Here is an 18995-nt window from a genome sequence, read left to right on the forward strand (position 1 = left end):
CGGATACCACAGACACGTTCCCGGCTTTCATCAGCTGGACGTAGTGGTGGCCGGGTCGTCGTCCTCCCACAGCAGCAATTGGCGGACCGACTGGCGGGTGCCATAGGGCTGCAGCATCTGACTGGCCGGGCGGGGACGGACCTTCAGCGGCCACCAGAACCACCGGCCGAGCAGCGCCGCGACCGCGGGCGTCATGAAGGACCGCACAATCAGCGTGTCGAACAGCAGGCCCAGCGCGATCGTCGTCCCGATCTGACCGAGGATCCGCAAGTCGGCGAAGATGAATGACGCCATCGTCGCGGCGAACACCAGACCGGCTGCGGTCACCACTGCACCCGACCCGGCCATCGCCCGGATGATGCCGGTGTTGAGACCGGCGTTAATCTCCTCCTTGAACCGGGAGATGAGCAGCAGGTTGTAGTCCGATCCCACGGCCAACAACAAAATGATGGCCAGCGCCAGCACGATCCAGAACAGATGGATGCCGAAGATGTCCTGCCAGATCAGCACGGACAGGCCGAATGAGGCGCCCAGCGACAACGCCACCGTTCCGACGATCACGAACGCGGCGACGATGCTGCGGGTGATGAACATCATCACGAGCAGGATCAAGCTCAGCGCCGCGATGCCGGCGATCATGAGGTCGTACTCGGCACCGTCCTGGATGTCTTTGTAGGTGGCGGCCGTGCCCGCGAGATAGATCTTCGAGCCGGCCAACGGCGTGCCTTTGACGGCTTCCTGCGCAGCGTGCCGGATCCCGTCGATATGCGAAATGCCTTCCGGCGTAGCGGGATCGCCGTCGTGGGTGATGATCATCCGCGCGGCTTTGCCGTCGGGTGACAGGAACAGCTTCATGCCGCGCACGAATTCGGGGTTGGTGAACGCCTCCGGCGGCAGGTAGAACGAGTCGTCGGTCTTTGACGCGTCGTACGCCTGGCCCAGTGCGGTCGAATTCTGCAGTGCCGCTTGCGACTGGTCGTTGATTCCCGAGGTGGTGGCGTAGTTGGTCAGGGTGAGATCACGGTTGGTCTGCTGACTTGCGATCTGTGGCGGAATCAGAGCAAGCAGCTTGGGTTGCAGCGCATCGAGTTTGGCGATACTGCCCGCGACATTGCCCAGCTGATCGGTGAGCGCGTCAATGCCGTCCAGCGCGTCGAACAGCGATCTCAGCGCTGCGCAGGCCGGGATGTCGTAACAGTGCGGCTCCCAATAGAAGTAGCTGCGCAGCGGGCGGAAGAAGTCGTCGAAATTGGCGATCTTGTTGCGCAGGTCCTGGGCGGTGGTGACGGTGTCCTGAAATGCCTTGGTCTGCTCGTCGGTGACCGCGCTGGACTGCTGTTGCAGCGCGTATTGCTGGCGCAGAATGTCGATCGAGTTGTTGATCACGTCCACCTGCTTGAGCAGGTCCTCCCCGCGGGCCTGCTGGAACGGCAGATTGTTGATCTGCGAGGCACTTCCGGCGCTGATCTGGAACGGGATCGACGTGTGGTCCAGGGGTGTACCGAGCGGGCGGGTGATCGACTGCACCTGGGCGATGCCCTCGGTGTGGAAGACGGCCTTGGCGACGCGCTCCAACAGGATCATGTCGGTGGAGTTGCGCAGATCGTGGTCGGTCTCGATCATCAGCAGCTCGGGATTGAGCCGGGCCTGGGAGAAGTGGCGCTCGGCGGCGGTGTAGCCGACGTTCGCCGGCGCACTGGCCGGCATGTAGCCGCGGGCGTCGTAACTGGTCTTGTAGGCGGGCAGCGCGATCAGACCGATCAGCGCGATCGCCACCGTCACCACCAGCACGGGCCCGGGCCAGCGCACGATCGCAGTGCCGATGCGCCGCCAGCCCTGGGTGCGCATCGGGCGGGCGGGTTCGAACAGGCCGAAGTGGCGGCCGATGACCAACAGCGCCGGCGCCAGGGTCAGCGCAGCGACCACGGCGACGAGCACACCGATGCCCGCGGGTACGCCCAGGCTGTTGAAGTACGGCAGCCGGGCGAAGGTCAGGCACAAGACTGCGCCGGCGATGGTCAAGCCTGATCCCAGGATGATGTGCGCGGTGCCGTGATACATCGAGTTGTACGCCGAGACTCGGTCCTGCCCGGCGTAGCGGGCTTCGTGGAAACGGCCGAGGAGGAAGATCGCGTAGTCGGTTCCTGCGGCGATCACCAACAGCGTCAACAGGTTTGTCGAGTACGTCGACAGTTGGATGATCCCGGCGTTGGCTAGCACGGCCACCGACCCGCGCGATGCGGTCAGCTCGATCATCACCGTGAAGATTACGAAGAACACCGTGGTGAGCCGCCGGTAGAGGAAGAACAGCATCACCGCGATGACCCCGATGGTGATCAGCGTGGTTTTCAGTGTGCCGTGGCGGCCCACTTCGAATTGGTCGGTCACCAGAGGCGCGGCGCCGGTGACGTAGACCTTGAGGCCGGGCGGGGGCGGGGTGTTGTTGACGATGTTGCGCACCGAGTCGACCGACTCATTGGCCAGCGACTCGCCCTGGTTGCCGGCCAGATACAGCTGCACCAGCGCCGCCTTGCCGTCGGCGCTCTGCGAGCCGGCGGCGGTCAGCGGATCACCCCAGAAGTCCTGGATGTGCTGGACGTGCTTGGTGTCCTGCTGCAGCTTCTTGATCAGGCCGTCGTAGTAGTGATGAGCTTCGGCGCCGAGCGGCTGGTCGCCTTCCAAGACGATCATCGCCGAACTGTCGGAGTCGAATTCGCCGAAGACCTTGCCGATCCGTTTCGCGGCCAGCAGCGACGGCGAATCCTGGGGGCTCAGCGAGACGTTGTGCGACTCGGCGACGGTTTCGAGCTGCGGGACGAAGACGTTCGTCATCACCGCAAGGCCCAGCCAGAACACTGCGATCAGAACGGAGTACCGGCGGATGAAGTCGGGAATCCGGTGGGTCATCCCGACTTGTCCAGGCAATACGTGAAGGCGTTCAGCGTGTTCACAGTTCGCTCGTCTTTGACGACATCATCGATCTTGATGCGGCAGCCGATCGAGTCACTGTCACCTTGAGCCGAGACATTCACGAAGACCGCGGGCTGGGTGGTGGTGGTGTCGTACGCCCACGGCAGCGTGACGGCGTCGGCGCGTTGCGGCTGCGCGTTGACGTCCAGGTAGGTGATGGTTGCGACGGTGCCCGGCGGGCCGAAGACCTCCAGCACCACGTGCTTGGGGTTGAACGGGACGATGTCGTTGCCCGCGCCGCTGGGTGTGGAGGTGACGTCGTGAGAGGCGAAAATGCCGTGCAGCCGATACACAGCAAACCCGGCCACCGCGACGACCACGACCGCAACCAGCAGCATCCAGCGTTGGCTGAGCCGTCGGCCGAGCGAAACCCGCTGCATCCGTGACCCTTTCATGAGCGGCGACAGGCGCGGACGGTACAACGTTCCCGAAGGGGGCTTATCAACTAGATTGACCGTACGGTACCGGACCGGACTCCACAACAGCGGCTCACAGACACGCTAGCCCCGATACTCGGCAACCTTCTGGGCGTAGTCGTCGAGCAACCGGAGGGAGTCGTCTCGGGACTTCGTCGGTAGCAGAAGGTTCGCCTGGCGGTACCCGAGGCCGTCGAGCGCCTGCCAGTAGTCGAGCTTGATCGGCGTGCCGAACGTCGTCAGGGGCACGTCGTGACCGGCGCCCGACCGGATCTGCTCGATGCGTTTGGTCAGCCGTTCGACCGGCAGCGGATTGGAGATCCACCCCGCCTGATGACGGATGATTCGCTTGACCAGCGCGTCCGAGTCGCCACCGATCACGATCGGCGGATGCGGCTTCTGCACCGGCTTCGGGCGCGCGTACGAGGGTTCGAAGTCGACGAACTTGCCGTGGTATTCGGCGGGTTCATCGGTCCACAGCGCCTTGATGGCTTCGATGCGTTCGTCCAACAGCGCGCCGCGCGTCTTCGGGTCGGTGCCGTGATCGCGCATCTCCTCGAGGTTCCAGCCCGCGCCTACGCCGAACACGAACCGGCCGCCGGAGATGAGGTCGATACTGGCGGCCTCCTTGGCGGTGGTGATGGGGTCGCGCTGGATGAGCAGGGCGATCCCGGTGATCAACTCGATGCTGGAGGTGACCGCCGCAGCCGCGGCGAGCGTGACGAACGGGTCCAGGGTGCGGTAGTAGACCGACGGCAGGTCGCCGCCCTGCGGGTACGGGGATTCCCGGCTGGCCGGGATGTGCGTGTGCTCGGCGATCGCGAGTGCGCCGAAGCCCCGCTCTTCGATTGCGCGGGCCAGTGAGATGGTGTCGATGGTGTCGTCATTGACGAAGGTCGAGATGCCGAATTCCATATCGACCACAGTGCCACTGTCGGTCGGACCGCGGGACTCATCGCCGGTGGTGTCACTGCTGGGACAGTGTCGCGGCCAATCCGGTGATGAGCACGTTCAGATTGAAGTCCAGCTGCTGCCCGTCGTCGGGTGCGGCATCGCGGAGAGCCACGACCTCGCGCAGAACTGGAAAGTGTTCCGCAGCAGCGGTGTTGAGCGCAGCCGCGACATCGGCGACGTACGGGTGCCCGCGGCTTCTGGACAGAAAGACCGCTTCCCGGCCTGCGGCATGGCCCAGCTCGCTGACCAGGCGCAGGATGTGGCCGGCATCCGCGACCGAGAAGCCGGCCTCGACGAGGACCTGCAGAACGCGCTCGACGGGTTCGAGTGCTCCGATGCCACTGGCGGGCAGACGAAAATAGGTGACGAGCTCGCCGAGTGTGACGGTGGCGTCGCGAAGGGCTGTGGCGTAACGGCGCAGGACGTCCCGCCAGTCGCCGCCGACGGGCATGTCGATGCGGCTCAGCTCCACGGCGAAGGCGTCGACGGCGACCAGCTCGCGCAGCGCTTCCCGATCGCCGACGTGGTAGTTGAGGGCTTTGGGATCCACGCCGAGGACATCGGCGACCGCCTGCATGGTCAGCTCATCGAACGGCATTGACCGGGCCGCGGACACAATGCGTTCACGGGTGATCTGTCGCGGCCGCCCGCGCTGCCGTGGCGCCGCTGACTCCTGCACACCGTGCCTTTCGATTCCGAACACTGCCGAGGCGTGATATTTTTCCCGTTCGGGATTAATTGGAGCACGCCACTACATGGTGATTAATGAGGACAGCGTAGAACCGAGGTCGACCACGACCCGGCCGGGGATCTGCCGCATCTGCTCGGCGCACTGCGGCGTGCTGGCCACCGTCGTGGACGGGAAGCTCACCAAGGTGGCCGGCGATCCCGACAACCCGCTATTCAAGGGTTACACCTGCGCCAAGGGCCGGGCGCTTCCCGACATTCACAACAATCCCGACCGGCTGCTGCACAGCCAGAAACGGACCGTCGGCGGCGGGTATGCACCCGTCGAGTCCGGGCAGGCGATGGATGAGATCGCGGCAACCCTGCAGCGACTGATCGCAGAATTCGGACCCCGCTCGGTGGCGCTGTACTTGGGGACCAACGGACTGCCCTATCCTGCGTCCGCGTTGATGGCCAATGCGTTCATCCGCGCCATCGGTTCGCCGATGTTCTTCACCGCCAACACGATCGACCAACCCGGGAAACAGATCGCGCTCGCGGCCCACGGCCACTGGCTGGGTGGTGATGTCAACTTCCACGAAGCCGACAGCTGGCTGCTGGTCGGCACCAATCCCCTGGTGTCCAAGGCGATCGGCATCCCCGGTCAGAATCCCGGCCAGAGTCTGAAAGCGGCGATCAACCGCGGCATGAAGCTGATTGTCATCGACCCACGCCGGTCGCAGACCGCCGCGCGGGCCGCGATACACCTTCAGCCGCGCCCCGGCGAAGACGCTGCGATCCTGGCCGGGATCATCAACATCGTCATCGACGAAAAACTCTACGACCGGGAGTTCGTCGAAGAGAACGTCGACGGCTTCGCGGCGCTCGCTGAGGCGGTCGCGGATTTCACCCCCGCGCACGTAGCCGGGCGGGCGGACATCGACGAGCAGCAATTGGTCAAGGCCGCGAGGCTGTTCGCGTCATACGGCAAGCGCGGCGGGATGGTCAATGCCGGAACCGGGGCGAACATGGCCATGCATGGCAACGTGGTCGAGTACCTGTGCCTGTGCCTGACGTCGATCTGCGGTCGGTGGCAACGCGCCGGCGAGCGGGTCACCCGACCCAACACGCTGCTGCCCGCATTCACCGCCAAAGCTCAGGCGCATCCGCCGTACGAGAGATGGGGGTACGGGGGAGCAGCTGCGGGTGCGCGGTCTGACCGATGCGGTATGCGGTATGCCTACAGCTGCCCTGGCCGACGAAATACTGCTCGACGGCGACGGGCAGGTGAAGGCCCTCATCTGCATCGGTGGCAATCCGATGGCGGCGTGGCCGGACCAGCGAAAAACGCTGCGGGCATTGGAGAATCTGGACCTACTGGTAACCCTCGATACCGAGATGTCGCTGACGTCGCGGCTGGCGCACTACGTCATCGCACCCAAGATGCAGATGGAAACGCCTGCCATGACGATGGGCAGCGAACTGATCAAGTACTACGCGAGCGGCACCGGTATCCCCGCTCCGTACGCACAGTACGCGCCGAGGCTCGCCGAACCGCCGTCCGGTTCAGACCTGACCGAGGAGTGGCAGTTCTTCCTGGGCCTGGCGAAGCGGATGGACCTGGAATTGTGGTTCATCAACTTTTTCGGCGGGGGCGGCGGCAGGTTCATGGAGTCACCGCCGATCGTGTGCAACTTCAACGGCGACACGCAGATCACCACCGAAGAGTTGTTCGAGAAGATGTGCGAGACGTCGCGCATCCCCCTCGACGAGGTTCGCAGACATCCGCATGGTCATGTCTTCGACGTGGAGGCCGTCGTCGAGGTCAAGGACGCGGACTGCGCCGCGAAGCTCGACGTTGGGAACGTCGTGATGCTGGGCGAGCTGGGCCGATATTTCGCAGAAGACTTCAGAGTCGGCTGGAACGACACGGACTTCCCGTTTCGCCTGATTCCACGGCGGCACAACAACTTCATGAACTCATCGGGTACCCGCCTGGCGACGTTGAACAAGGGCAAGCCGTACAACCCCACCTACATGCATCCGGACAGCATCGCGGCGCTGGGACTGAACTCGGGCGACTTGGTGACGGTGACGTCTCCGCACGACTGCATCCCCAGCGTCATAGAGGCTGACGACAGCCTGCGTCCCGACGTCGTGGCCACTCACCACGCGTTCGGCGGTCTGCCCTCCGAGGACGAGGAGGTGCGCGACCGGGGAAGCACCGTCGGCCGGTTGATCCCGACCGAGGTCGACTTCGACCGCATCACCGGCCTACCACGACAGGGAAACATCCCTGTGCGCGTCACCGCGCGATCCACCGTCGGAGAGGTATCGCTATGACCGATGTTGTTGAGCGCGAGCCAAACCTCGTCAGTCCGTGGGCGCCGCACCGGGTACGGATGTACGTCGCCACCGCCCTGTTCACCGGCCTGGTCTTCGTGGGGATGACGATCGGCGTTGGGACCGGGTTGATCGAACCGACCTTCACCTCCGACGTCGTCGCCAATCTCCTGTTCGGCATTCCCGCGATCCTGATTCCCCTCGTGCTGCTCTGGGATGCGCCGGGCGAGGTTCGCCTGCGCGAGGAGAAGGCCGCCGAACTCACGCTGTTCTACTTGCCCTACACCGCGTTCAGTCAGATCTGCTACGAGTTGGTGTTCCTCATCGGCCATCCGCTGGGGTGGTGGACTCCCACGAATGATCCGGGCATCAAGTGGCTGTGGTGGCAGTACGGCCTCGCCGACACCCGCTATGCCAGCGGCAACCCGTGGACCTTCGCCCTCGAAGTGGTCGGCGTGACGACCGGAGTCGTCGTGATCACCATGTGGTCCCGACTTGTCCGGCAATCACTTCCGATCGAGAAACGGATCCGGTGCCTGTGGGTGGCCTTCGCAGGCATCGCGGTGCTGATGAGCAGCACCGCGGTCTACTTCATCTCCGAGGTGGGTGCCGGCTTCGCGGATATCGGTCAGGGAGCGTTCGGGCTGTGGTTCAAGTTCATCGGCGAAAACATCCCGTTCATCGTGCTGCCCGCAATGGTGCTGTACGCCATCCACATTCAGATCGACTACCTTACCCGCAAGGTCGCCACCGCCGGCACACGCGGGTAGCGCCGGAGCCATAGTCCTGCTCGCGGGCGTTTCGATCCCTGACCGGCGGGGCAAGTTATGCCCCATGTCCGACATCATCGATCTCGTCTACGCCGATCACGACTGGCTGCGACGCCAGTTCTTCCGGCTCGACGACGCCAAGTCCGACGACGAGCTTGCCGCGATCTGGAAGACCCTCAGTGACCGTCTCGACGCGCATGCCGACGCCGAGGAGACCGTGTTCTATCCGGCCTTGCTCAAGCACGGCGGCGATGACGATCCCGGCAATCCCGAAGGTGACCCGGAGGACGAGACCGAGGACGCGATCACCGACCACAACGCGATCCGCGATGCGGTACGCGAATCACGCAAGCACAAGCCAGGCACAAAAGTGTGGTTTGAGGCCGTGTTCAAGGCGCGTGAAGAGAACGGCGAGCACCTCGACGAGGAAGAGCGCGAGGCCATGCCCGACTTCATCAAGAGCGCGACCTTGGAACTGCGCCACGAGCTGGGCATGAAGTGGTTGCAGTTCTACGCCGAGCGAGAGTCGATCGAGGGCGTCGACACCCGCGACAAAGACGCCGACGAGTACATCGCGGAGCACTCATGACCGGTGCCAATTCCTACATAGACGAGGTGGCACCGGGCGACCTGATCACGCTGGACCAGGGTTCCGGTGAGCAGGTCTACAAGGTGGTCCACAAGGAGGCCACCGGCTCGGGTTTCCTGGTCACCGTAGAAGGCGACGGCGGCGCGACATTCGATCGGGAATTGTCTGCGGGAACACCGGTCACGCGATCGTTGGAATCCAAGTGGGAGTCGTCGCAAAGCCCGACCCCGCATTCGTCGGATTGAGACGGTGTCCGACACAGTCGAGTACGCCCCGGGGCGCTGGGCCGATCTCTACGGCGAAGCGTCGGCTCCGACCGCGCTGCTCTGGCACGGCACGCAGACCGACTCCCGCGCAGCGGTGAGTGTCCTCGCCGAAGCGCTGGCTGACCGCGGCATCGGGGTGGTGGCGCCGGACTGGGATTCCCACGCCGACGACGGCGGACGCGCGGACCTGGTGGGGTCAGCGGAGTTCGCGCACACGCACGGCGGGGGTGGCGCGCTGATTGTCATCGGATGGTCTCTCGGCGGCGCCGCCGCAGCCGGACTGACGTTGCGCGCACAAGATTTCAATACTCCTGTGGCGCAGGTGATCTGCCTGGCCGGAGCATTCATGGTCAACGATCCCATCTCCGGCCGGCCGATCTTGGAACTCGTCGCCGACGGCGCCGCACGCACCCCGTTCACGCTGTTGTCCGGCAACGCCGACGACGTCGTCCCGACCTCGGTCGCCACCGAGTTCGCGGTGGCGCTACGTGCGATCGACTGGCCGGTGCAGGTCGTGGAGCTCGACGCCGATCACGGCTCGATAGCCGGTGCACGATACGACCGCGGCCTCGACCGCTACGACGCCGCCGACGACCCGGCGACACGGGCTGTTGTTGATGTGGTCGCCGACCGCATCGCCGCGATCACGTTCGCTTGAGCGATTTCGGGCTCAACCGAAGAGCGGCAGTGCCCGCTTCCGCGCCAACGCGTCCATACCGGTCTGGATGCTGCCCTGCACCTCCCGGTACTTCTGCTCGACGTAGTCGTCGTCCTCGGCACGGGACGGATTGTGATCGACCTCCACCGCCGGCATCAACCTGGTGCGGATCTTCGCCGGCAGCGGAAGCTGCGGCAGGGCCGCAGGCGCAATACCCCACGGTAACGACACCGCGAGCGGAAAGACCTTGAGCCGCAACAGCTTGTCCAGCCGCAGCGCCCGCGACAGCCCGTCCCCGCGGATGAGCACCGGCATCGCGTCGGCTCCGCCGACGGTCGCGATCGGCACAATCGGCACTCCCGCCCTGATCGCCATGCGCACGAACCCGGTGCGTCCGGCCAGGTTGGCGACGTCACGCTCGCTCCACGGCCGCAGCGAGTCCACCTCGCCGCCGGGCCAGACCGCCACGTCGTGGCCCTCGGCCAGCGCCGTGGCCATCGAATCGGGTGCGGCAGGCAGCTCCCCCATCGCCCGGAAGTACCGGCCGATCACCGGCATGGCCATCAGCGCATCGTGTGCTGTGCCGTGCAGGGTGCGTTCCTGGCCGAACCGACGCCACCACTGCACCCCGACCGTCCAGGCATCCCAGACGAACGGGGCGCCGGAGTGGATTCCGACCAGCAGCACGGGTGGGTCGGGCAAGTTGTCCCAGCCGTCGAATTCCATCCGAAACCAGTGATCCACCAAGAAGTTCCACAGGTACTTCTGGCGCTGCATCGTCGTTTCGTCCTGCCCACCCAGATCCCACTGCCCGGTGCGCTGGTTGAGCCAGCCGCTGACGCCGCCGTCGGCACTCTCCGCGCGCCGGTGCGCCATCGTGCGTCGGGCCTCGTCAGCGTGCCGTTGCGCTTGCCGGCGGACGGCGGCCGGGCGCGAATCAGTGTTGGTCATGCCGGCGGTGTACCCCGGCTGTGGGACGCGTCACACCTACCAAACCGCGACCGGTGCCAGAGTGTCCGGGCAGGACCTTGAGCCCGACGACCGCCACGATGATGCCCGCGAGGCACACCCCCTTGGCGATCGTCACCGACTCGTCGCCGGTGACTATCGCGAAACCGACCGTCAGCGCAGCTCCCAGGCCGGTCCAGATCGCATAGGCAGTACCGATCGCAATGAATTTCGTGGCCCACGCCAGGCCGAGCATGCTCAACACGAGCGCGACCACGAATACCGCCACGGCTCGCGGATCGGTCAGGTTGTCGCTCTCGCCGAGCGCCGTCGCCCAGACCGCTTCGAGGACAGCGCTGCCGATCAGAACCATCCACGCCATGACTAGCTGTACTGACCTGAGAGGTTAGGTACGCGGGTGGCGGGTGGTTGGCCGCCGAGTGCGGTGTGGCCGCGATGGTGATTGTAGGTATGCAGCCAGCGAGGGAACTCCGCGCACCGTTCGGCGTCGCTGGTGTAGAGCCGCGCATATGCCCATTCATCGGCAAGGGTTCGGTGGAATCGCTCCACCTTGCCGTTCGTCTGGGGTCGATAGGGTTTGGTTCGACGATGTTCGATCTGCCCGAGTGCATCTCGGAATGAGTGGGATCGGTAACAGGAGCCGTTGTCTGTCAACACTTTCCGTACGGTGAAGCCGCATGCGTTGAACCATTCGTTAGCCCTTTGCCAGAAGTCAGCAGCTGTGTCTTTGCGTTCGTCGATTAGCAGTTCGGAGTAGGCCAGCCGGGAGTGAGCGTCGATGGCGGTGTGCAAGAAGTGATAACCACGCCGCCCGGAACGGTCGCTGCCAGTTCCTATGCTTCTGTCCTTGCGGGAGTGATGATTTCCTGCGCTGCGGCCCAACATGCGCCATCCGCCGCCAGCCGGGATCTTGCCTACCTTCTTGACATCGACATGCACCAGGTCGCCGGGGCTGGCTGACTCCATCCGCCGGATAACTCGCCCGGTGGGCCGGTCCAGCCACCGCAGCTTGGCTAGGCCGTAGCGCCTCAACACGTTGTGGACAGTCGAGACATTCAGTCCCAGCAGATAAGCAATGCGAGCCGGTCCCCAACGTCGAAGTACTCGGACTTTAATGATGCGCCGCTCGGTGCGTGTGGGGGTTTGATTAGGGCTGTGATGTGGGCGTGAGCTGCGGTCGGCCATGCCGGCTTCGCCTAGTTCGCGGTAGCGGCGGGCCCAGCGCGCAGCGGTAGTGACCGCAACCTGGAACCGCTCGGCCGCCCGTCGCAGCGTCCAGCCATCCTCGACAACGCAACGTGCCAGCCGCAGACGACCGGTTTCGGACAAGGGGGCATTACGGTGGACCATGAAGACCTCCGGAGTGAGTTGGTGCGTTCCTTAAGCAGCTCGCACTTCACTCGGAGGTCTTCGTCATGTCACTACGCCACGCCGTACTTAACGTCCGTGGTCAGTACAACTAGCTCACCACCTTGAGCCCGATCACCGAGCCGACGAGCAGCGCCAGCATCACCAGACGTCCCGCGGTGGCGGGCTCCTGACGCCGGACCATCGCGCAGAGCACTGTGAGGGACGCGCCGATGCCGACCCAGACCGCATAGGCGGTACCGGTCGGCACGGTGCGCATCGCCAGCGCCAGGCCGATCATGCTGGCGATGAGCGCGACGACGAACACCACGGTCGGTACCCGGCGGCGCAGACCGCGTGACTCCCCCAGCGCTACCGCCCAGACAGCTTCAAGAATTCCGGAGAGCACCAGAATCACCCATGCCATGACCAGACTCCTCCTGCGAGTCAGTCTTGTCCTAGGCGGGTACTGCTCCCTCGTCCGCCAACACCCGAGATCGGGGTCGTGGCCGCCAGTTTAGCCGATTCGTTGACGTGGGTCACCTAATCGGGCCCGATCGAAATGGTCTGCGCTGCGGCCGGATTCACCGTGATGAGGGGTGACACGAGATCGGGAGACGCTCATCACCATCGACGCTCGCCACCATGACAAGTTTCTTACAGGCCGTCCCGACGACGTGGGCATGGGGGAAGATTGCACAAGATGTGCGCTGACGTACGTCGCGCATCCCAGAACAGGAGAGGTCCGTGGGTAGCGACGAATCAGCGGGTGGGAAGTCGCTGCTGGTGCCCGGCGACACGTGCTGGCAGTCGGCGGAAGCGGATCGCTTTGCCGCCATCATCGACGGCGCGGACTACCTGCGGCATCTGAAGGACGCCTTATTGCGTGCCCGACAGCGGATCGTCGTCGTCGGCTGGGACCTCGACTACCGAACCGCCTTCGAACGCGGCGAGAAGACCCTGGACGGGCCCAACCACCTCGGCCCATTCCTGCATTGGTTGCTGGGGCGACGGCGCGGTCTCAACGTGTATCTGCTCAAGTCCAACCTTCGCCTCCTGCCTGCATTCGACGGGTTCTGGTTCGGTGTCACCCCGGTGAGCGTGCTCAATCAGTTCACCTCGGCGCGTTTACATTTCGCTGTCGACGGCGCGCATCCCACCGGCGCGGTGCACCATCAGAAGATCGTGGTCATCGATGACGCAGTGGCGTTCTGCGGTGGTCTGGATCTGACGCTCGGACGCTGGGATACCTCCGAGCACCTCCCCGCCGACCGCCGCCGGACCGGCCTCGGCGGCGCCTACGGCCCCCGCCACGAGGTGATGGCCGCGATGGACGGTGCCGCAGCGTGTGTGCTTGCCGAACAGGCCCGGGACCGGTGGGAGGCGGCAACCGGACGCGTGTTACCGCCGCTCAGTCCTCCGCCGGAGGCGTGGCCCGATGGGCTCATCCCGGGTCTGCGCAAAGTCGAGGTCGGGGTGGCACGCACCCTTCCCAGGCTGCCGGGCCGCAGCGAAGTCCGAGAAGTCGAGGCGCTCGATCTCGCGGCGATCGCCGCCGCCCGCGACGTCATCTACCTGGAAAACCAGTACTTCGCGTCGCGCAGTATCGCCGGTGCGATCGCGGCCCGACTGCGTGAGCCCGACGGTCCCGAAGTCGTGATGATCCTCCCGCGCAGCTCAGAAAGCCGGTTGGAACAGGAATCGATGGACAGTGCCCGTGAACGGCTCTTCCGGATGCTCAAGACGGCGGACGTGCACGGGCGGCTCGGTGTGTACTGGCCGGTGGCAGGCCGGGGGGTGTCGGTCTACGTGCACTCCAAGGTCCTGGTGATCGATGGCCGGTTGCTTCGGATCGGCTCGTCGAACTTCAACAACAGATCGTTGGGGTTCGACAGCGAATGCGATATCGCGATCGAATCCCTGCCCGCACACGAGAATTCCGGGGCGGTCGAGGAAGAGATCCTTCGCGTGCGCAACACGCTCGTAGCCGAGCACCTCGGTGTGTCGGTCGATACTTTCCGCGACGAGATGCGCCGCCGCGGTTCCTTTGTGGCAACTGTCGAGGCGCTGCGGGGCACCGGTCGATCGCTTCGGGCGCTCACCGACACGATGGTGGCCGCCGACGCGAGTCCCTTTGCGGAGAACGACCTCATGGATCCTGTCAGGGTGCCGCAGTCCCTTCCGGAGAGTGCCTTGAGGCTGATCGAGTCGGTCGCGACATGGCCGCTACGCCACTCCCCTCTGGGTGCCTGGCTGCGGAAGCTTCGCGGCTTTTGAACTGAGGCCTGCGACCGAGGTGGCGCAGTATGCGATCGAAGTCGCCCCCGCCGTCCACCGGTTCGATCGCGGGGCCGAACGGGACAGCGTCGAGCAGACGAATCTCGCCTGCCGGCACTGCCTGCACCAGGGGCATTGCAGCAGTGAGGACCTCGGCCGGCAGTTCGTAGCCCACGCCGAGCGACGCGGCGACATCCCAGCCGTGGACGACGTAGTCCACGAAATGAAAGCCCATGGCCACCGAGCCGGGAAAGACTGCGTTGTCGCCGAATTCAGGTAGCGCGAACTGCGCGTCGTCGACCCCGTCTGTCGAGAATGCATCCAGGACATCGTGTGCCGCCTGGGTGTAGGCGCGGGCAGGATCGCGGCGCACCTCGCCGATCACGGACTCGACCCGCCAGCTGCCGAGGTCCGCGCCGCGTCCCCGCGCCGCCGCGGCGAATCCGCGGTGCTGAACGGCCATGTGCGCCAGCAGGTCGACCAGCTCCCAGCCTTCGCACGGGGTCGCGCGGTCGAGGTCGGCGAGTCGGACGGTGCTGACGATGTCGACCGACTCGAGGATGGCGACGCGATGTTCATTAATAAGCATATGCGTACCATATGCGTCTGCTTATGCTAAAGCAATGCCTATGATGGCGCGGTGGCGGACAGATCCCGACGCCCCGATCTCGCGGCGATGCTCGCTCCGCTGCTTCGCGAACTGATCGCGGCAGAACAGCCGGTGCTCGCTGCGCACGACCTCTCGATGTGGGGCTACGTGGTGCTGGTGGCACTCGACGGCGCGTCGATGCGCACCCAGGCCGCCCTCGCGGCGGCGATCGGCGCCGACAAGACGCGCATCATCCGCGATCTCGACGAACTCCAGGAGCGCGGCCTGATCGAGCGCACCCCCGATCCGGACGACCGCCGCGTTCGGCTTCTCGCGATCACCGACGCCGGCCGTGCCCTGAAGAAGGCTGTTCAGGAGCAGATCCAGCGCGGCGAGGAGCACTGGCTGGGCCAACTCAGCGCAGACGAGCGGAGAACCTTTCTGCAGGCGCTGGGCCGGTTGTCCACCCGGCGACGGGCCGATCGTCCGTAAAGTTGGATCCTGTACGCCCTGCCGGACGGAGTCATCGATGAAAGCCACCGCCGCCGTCGACGTGCTGACACCGATGCGGGGATGGTGACACGCCTTGAGCGCTCAGCAGACGCTTCATGCGGACTATCTCATCGTCGGTTCGGGTGCGGTCGGAATGGCCTTCGCCGATACCATCGCGTCCGAGTGCGACTCGACGGTTGTGATCGTCGACCGGTTGGAATCGCCTGGGGGCCATTGGACTTCGGCATACCCCTTTGTGCGGTTGCACCAGCCTGCCGCCTACTACGGCGTGAACTCTCGCGATCTCGGCACGGGCCGGCTCGAAGACAACGGTGACAATGCCGGACTGTACGAACTGGCCGGCGTCGACGAGATCCGATCCTACTACGAGGCGGTGATGCGGGACTTGACGGACGGCGGACGCGTCCGGCACTTCCCGCGAAGCGAGTATCACGGCGATGGCACCTTCACCACCGCATCCGGTGAACGGGTCACCGTCGACGTCGGCCGCCGGGTCGTCGACACCACCCATTCCAAGGTGATCGTGCCGTCCATGCGGCCGCCGAATTTTCTCGTCGAACCAGGAATCGACTGCGTGCCGCCGAATGCACTGCCCCGCAGCGCCCCCGGTCATGACCGTTTCGTGGTCATCGGCGGTGGCAAGACCGGGATGGACAGCTGTCTGTGGTTGCTGCGCAACGGAATCAGTCCCGAGCGGCTGACCTGGATCGTTCCCCGCGACTCGTGGTTGCTCGATCGGGCCAACCTCCAACCGGGACCGCAATTCGCCGACCGCGTCAAGGTGGCGTTCGGTGCGCGGCTGAATGCCATCGCAAATGCCGACAGCATCGACGATCTGTTCGCCCGCCTCGAAGACTGCGGGGCGCTGCTACGTCTGCACCCCGACGTGCAGCCGACCATGTACCGGTGTGCGACCGTCACCCAGGCGGAGGCCGAGCAGCTTCGCCGCATAACCGACGTCGTGCGGCTTGGCCATGTGCGCCAGATCGGTTCTCAGCGGGCCACGTTGGACCATGGTGAGCTGGCCGTCGATGTGTCGACGCTGTGGATCGATTGTGCCGCTGAGGGTTTGGGCTTGGGACCGACCAGCACGATCTTCACCGGACCCATGTTGACTCCCCAATGTGTACGAGCCTGCCAACAGATTTTCAGCGCGGCGTTCATCGCCCACGTCGAGCTCACTTACGACGATGACGCCACCAAGAACGCCTTGTGCGAACCGATTCACCTGCCCGGCAACCCGCTGGACTGGCTGACGATGAGCGTGATCGAGCACCGCAACCAGATCAACTGGTTCGCCGAACCCGAGCTCATGGAGTGGTTGCACTCCTCACGGCTCAACGCGATCCGCGCCATGATGGCACCGGTGATGGAACGCCCGCGCGTTCGTCAGCGGGTCTTCGATGCCATCTCGGGTCAGCTGCGGGCGGCCAACGACAAGCTTGCCGACCTTCTCGCGGCCGAGAGTCCCGCTCACGCGGCGGCCGGCTCCGCGCCGTAGGGTTCCTCCCCCTCCGGGCCGAACTTCGCACCGGTCCTGGCCAGGCGGCGCTCGAACAGTCGCTGCAACGGTGTGGCGACGAACGTGGTGATGATCGTCATGACCGCCAGAATCGTGTAGAGCTTGCCGGAGATCAGCCCCGCTTCCAGACCGATATTCAGCAGGATGAGCTCCATCAAACCGCGGGCGTTGGCCAATGCTCCCATCGAACCCGCCTCGTACCAGCTCATGCCCTGCCAGCGCGCCGCCAGACCGACGGCACCGAACTTCGCGGCGAACGACACGACCAGGACGATGCCCGCCATCAGCAGCGTCGACGAGTCGAAGATCAGCGTCAGTTGAGTGTTGAGTCCCGAATAGATGAAGAACGCCGGAAGCAGCAGGTAGGCCACCAGCGGCTCGAACCGCTCACGGATCGCATCCAGGAACGCACCGCGGGGCATCACTATGCCCGCCACGAAAGCGCCGAAGACGGAATAGATTCCGACCAGATCGGTGAACCAGCTCGCGGTGAGTACGACGAGGAGCACGATGCTCGTATGCGCGATCGGTAGGCCGCCGGTGCGTTCGACGTCGGCACGTGGTGGTGTCCAGGTCTCCAGCCGGCGCAGCAGTGGCCGGCCGACATAGATCATCAACAGCAGGTAGGCGATTCCACCTCCGATGGCCAGAATCGCACCGGACACATGACCTTTCGCTGTCGCGACCACGGTCGCCAGCAGTATCCATGAGCAGGCGTCGTCTATTGCGGCGCAGGACAACGCCATGGTCCCCAGCCGGGTTTTGAGCAGTCCGGAGTCGTACACGATCCACGCGAGCATCGGGAAGGCGGTGATGGCCACCGCAGCAGCCACGAAGAGACCGCCCTGCCAGTGCGCGACCTTGTCGGTGAAGTAGCCGCCGAGGCTCACCATCACCCAGCCCAGGACGCCTCCGAGGATCAGGGGTATCCCGATGCCGGTGGCGGCGGTGGCGCCCGCCTGCCGGGAGTGGGCTCCCAGGATGCTCAGCTGGAACGAGGACCCCACGAGGAACATGTACAGGACCAGGCCCAGCTGGCCGACGACATAGATGACCGTGAGGTTGGGGTGCACGATCGTCTCGGCGCCGATCGTCAGCTTGGCGGGAAAGAGCCACTGCTGTGCGGCGGGCCAGATCCAGCCCAAAACCGAAGGCCCGAGCAGGAAGCCGGCGACCATGATGGCGACGACCTGTACCTGGGCCAGCCTGCGGAACACCGGCCACAGCAGCCGGTAGGTCAGCAGGATGACGGCGATCTGCAGGAAGAAGTGGTAGGCGACGTTCAGCAGGGAGGGCATGCGGGTCAGCCCTTGTCCGACCATCGGAAGATGTAGAGGCAGGCCATCAGACCGCCGATGCTCCACGCGGCCAGCACCAGGAAGATGCGCCCGTGCTCCCAGCTGCCGGCCGGCTCGAAGGCAACCATCTGCGCGGGCAGCAGCACCGAGCGAAATCCCTGCGCCATCCACTTGACCGGGAAGATGGACCCGACGATCAACATCCAGGTCGGCAACGCCATCAATGGCACATAGGTGCCCGACACGAACTGCAGACCGACGGCCGGCCCGTTCGTCATGACCGCCGCGGAGACGGCGTTGCCGGCGAAGTTGCTCACCAGGATGCCGAGCAGCGAGCAGCTGATGATGCCCAAGACGAACACCCAGGCCAGCGTGAACCATGCGTACACGTCGGTAGGCAGTTCAAGCTGAAAAGCCACCACTCCCAAGGCCACGAGTACGACCGCCTCGGCGAGGCTGGCGATGGCAACCAACATGATCTTGCCGATGAAGTACGACGATGCGGTGGCCGGCGTCCCGCGCAGCCGCCGAAGAGCACCGGTTTCCCGGTCGGCCGCGATACCGATGCCGAGGTTGATGAACGACGTGGAGAGGATGCCGTAGGCCAGCATGCTGGCGGCGATCACCGCGCCGGTACTCGTCTGCGTACCAGGGATCTTCGCGGAGAAGATGGACCCCAGCAGAACGCAGATGATCGCCGGCATCGAGAACGTCAGGACCACTTGCTCAGGACGCCGATAGAACATCTTCAGCTCGGGGATGACCCGCGAGAACCCGATTCGTACGGCGGACGGCAGGGCTGCTCCCGGCGCAGCGCCGCGATGGCGTGGCTGCGCCCCGTTACGCGG

Annotated in this window: 20 protein-coding genes, 1 pseudogene and 1 riboswitch; of the genes and pseudogenes, 9 read left to right on the forward strand and 12 right to left on the reverse strand. The window is 65.0% G+C overall.

The genetic code is table 11. From position 1 onward, the window contains the following. Positions 1-30 precede the first annotated feature (30 nt). The 5 genes from D3H54_RS29445 to D3H54_RS31990 all read right to left on the reverse strand — a co-directional run bounded on the left by D3H54_RS29445 (position 31) and on the right by D3H54_RS31990 (position 5247). On the reverse strand, positions 31-2907 hold the full coding sequence (locus tag D3H54_RS29445; RefSeq protein ID WP_149383177.1) for an MMPL/RND family transporter: 2877 nt from the start codon (positions 2905-2907) through the stop codon (positions 31-33). After that, on the reverse strand, positions 2904-3350 hold the full coding sequence (locus tag D3H54_RS29450; protein ID WP_110918490.1) for an MmpS family transport accessory protein: 447 nt from the start codon (positions 3348-3350) through the stop codon (positions 2904-2906). The genes D3H54_RS29445 and D3H54_RS29450 overlap by 4 nt, the downstream gene beginning before the upstream one ends. 120 nt (positions 3351-3470) lie before the next feature. After that, on the reverse strand, positions 3471-4301 hold the full coding sequence (locus D3H54_RS29455) for an LLM class F420-dependent oxidoreductase (protein WP_149383828.1): 831 nt from the start codon (positions 4299-4301) through the stop codon (positions 3471-3473). 52 nt (positions 4302-4353) lie between these two features. Further along, positions 4354-4938, reverse strand: coding sequence for a TetR/AcrR family transcriptional regulator C-terminal domain-containing protein (locus D3H54_RS29460; protein WP_149383178.1), 585 nt, complete (start codon positions 4936-4938; stop codon positions 4354-4356). Positions 4939-5091: 153 nt separating this feature from the next. Then, positions 5092-5247, reverse strand: coding sequence for a hypothetical protein (locus D3H54_RS31990; protein WP_286199045.1), 156 nt, complete (start codon positions 5245-5247; stop codon positions 5092-5094). On the opposite strand from D3H54_RS31990, the pseudogene D3H54_RS31995 reads away from it, so the two are divergent. The 6 genes and pseudogenes from D3H54_RS31995 to D3H54_RS29485 form a co-directional block, all read left to right on the forward strand. Next, a pseudogene (locus D3H54_RS31995) lies at positions 5195-5917 on the forward strand (molybdopterin-dependent oxidoreductase); the annotation flags it as partial. The gene D3H54_RS31990 and the pseudogene D3H54_RS31995 sit on opposite strands and share 53 nt — an antisense overlap. A gap of 325 nt (positions 5918-6242) precedes the next feature. Further along, positions 6243-7349: a molybdopterin dinucleotide binding domain-containing protein gene (locus D3H54_RS32000; protein ID WP_286199046.1), complete on the forward strand. Its 1107-nt coding sequence runs from the start codon at positions 6243-6245 to the stop codon at positions 7347-7349. Then, a complete protein-coding gene (locus tag D3H54_RS29470; protein WP_149383179.1) occupies positions 7346-8119 on the forward strand; it encodes an emopamil-binding protein in 774 nt (257 codons plus the stop codon). Before D3H54_RS32000 ends, D3H54_RS29470 begins: the two co-directional genes overlap by 4 nt. 64 nt (positions 8120-8183) lie before the next feature. Further along, entirely contained in the window at positions 8184-8708 is a 525-nt protein-coding gene (locus D3H54_RS29475; protein ID WP_149383180.1) for a hemerythrin domain-containing protein, read from the forward strand. Beyond that, positions 8705-8953: a hypothetical protein gene (locus D3H54_RS29480; protein WP_149383181.1), complete on the forward strand. Its 249-nt coding sequence runs from the start codon at positions 8705-8707 to the stop codon at positions 8951-8953. The genes D3H54_RS29475 and D3H54_RS29480 overlap by 4 nt, the downstream gene beginning before the upstream one ends. Before the next feature lie 4 nt (positions 8954-8957). Further along, positions 8958-9632, forward strand: a complete 675-nt coding sequence (locus D3H54_RS29485) for an alpha/beta hydrolase (RefSeq protein WP_149383182.1) — start codon at positions 8958-8960, stop codon at positions 9630-9632. Between the two features lie 12 nt (positions 9633-9644). Here the strand turns inward: D3H54_RS29485 and D3H54_RS29490 are convergent, their stop codons facing one another. From D3H54_RS29490 to D3H54_RS29505, 4 genes are all read right to left on the reverse strand, one after another. Beyond that, complete coding sequence (locus tag D3H54_RS29490) at positions 9645-10583, reverse strand: lysophospholipid acyltransferase family protein (RefSeq protein ID WP_149383183.1); 939 nt, start codon at positions 10581-10583, stop codon at positions 9645-9647. Beyond that, positions 10570-10962, reverse strand: coding sequence for a DMT family transporter (locus D3H54_RS29495; protein ID WP_149383184.1), 393 nt, complete (start codon positions 10960-10962; stop codon positions 10570-10572). Before D3H54_RS29495 ends, D3H54_RS29490 begins: the two co-directional genes overlap by 14 nt. A 2-nt stretch (positions 10963-10964) precedes the next feature. Next, on the reverse strand, positions 10965-11951 hold the full coding sequence (locus D3H54_RS29500; protein ID WP_149378248.1) for an IS481 family transposase: 987 nt from the start codon (positions 11949-11951) through the stop codon (positions 10965-10967). 109 nt (positions 11952-12060) lie between these two features. Continuing rightward, entirely contained in the window at positions 12061-12375 is a 315-nt protein-coding gene (locus D3H54_RS29505; RefSeq protein ID WP_149383185.1) for a DMT family transporter, read from the reverse strand. Between the two features lie 14 nt (positions 12376-12389). Further along, positions 12390-12457: riboswitch (guanidine-III (ykkC-III) riboswitch) on the reverse strand. Positions 12458-12695: 238 nt separating this feature from the next. Between D3H54_RS29505 and D3H54_RS29510 the strand changes: the two genes are divergently transcribed. Continuing rightward, the gene (locus D3H54_RS29510; protein ID WP_149383186.1) at positions 12696-14225 is read left to right on the forward strand and encodes a phospholipase D-like domain-containing protein; all 1530 of its coding nucleotides are present in this window, start codon (positions 12696-12698) and stop codon (positions 14223-14225) included. Here the strand turns inward: D3H54_RS29510 and D3H54_RS29515 are convergent. Next, complete coding sequence (locus tag D3H54_RS29515) at positions 14110-14814, reverse strand: TIGR03086 family metal-binding protein (RefSeq protein WP_149383187.1); 705 nt, start codon at positions 14812-14814, stop codon at positions 14110-14112. The genes D3H54_RS29510 and D3H54_RS29515 overlap by 116 nt on opposite strands. A gap of 87 nt (positions 14815-14901) precedes the next feature. Here D3H54_RS29515 and D3H54_RS29520 point away from each other — a divergent pair, with 87 nt between their 5' ends. Together D3H54_RS29520 and D3H54_RS29525 are read left to right on the forward strand one after the other, a co-directional pair. Beyond that, positions 14902-15306 (forward strand): MarR family winged helix-turn-helix transcriptional regulator, encoded by a 405-nt coding sequence (locus tag D3H54_RS29520; RefSeq protein WP_432246563.1) that lies wholly within the window; start codon positions 14902-14904, stop codon positions 15304-15306. 94 nt (positions 15307-15400) lie between these two features. Next, complete coding sequence (locus D3H54_RS29525; RefSeq protein WP_286199047.1) at positions 15401-16828, forward strand: NAD(P)-binding protein; 1428 nt, start codon at positions 15401-15403, stop codon at positions 16826-16828. Here the strand turns inward: D3H54_RS29525 and D3H54_RS29530 are convergent. After that, positions 16801-18147 (reverse strand): cation:proton antiporter, encoded by a 1347-nt coding sequence (locus D3H54_RS29530; protein ID WP_149383189.1) that lies wholly within the window; start codon positions 18145-18147, stop codon positions 16801-16803. The two genes, D3H54_RS29525 and D3H54_RS29530, sit on opposite strands and share 28 nt — an antisense overlap. Before the next feature lie 5 nt (positions 18148-18152). Beyond that, complete coding sequence (locus D3H54_RS29535; protein WP_286199338.1) at positions 18153-18944, reverse strand: ABC transporter permease; 792 nt, start codon at positions 18942-18944, stop codon at positions 18153-18155. Positions 18945-18995: the final 51 nt, after the last annotated feature.

The sequence above is a fragment of the Mycobacterium sp. ELW1 genome (assembly GCF_008329905.1).
Classification (GTDB): Bacteria; Actinomycetota; Actinomycetes; order Mycobacteriales; family Mycobacteriaceae; genus Mycobacterium.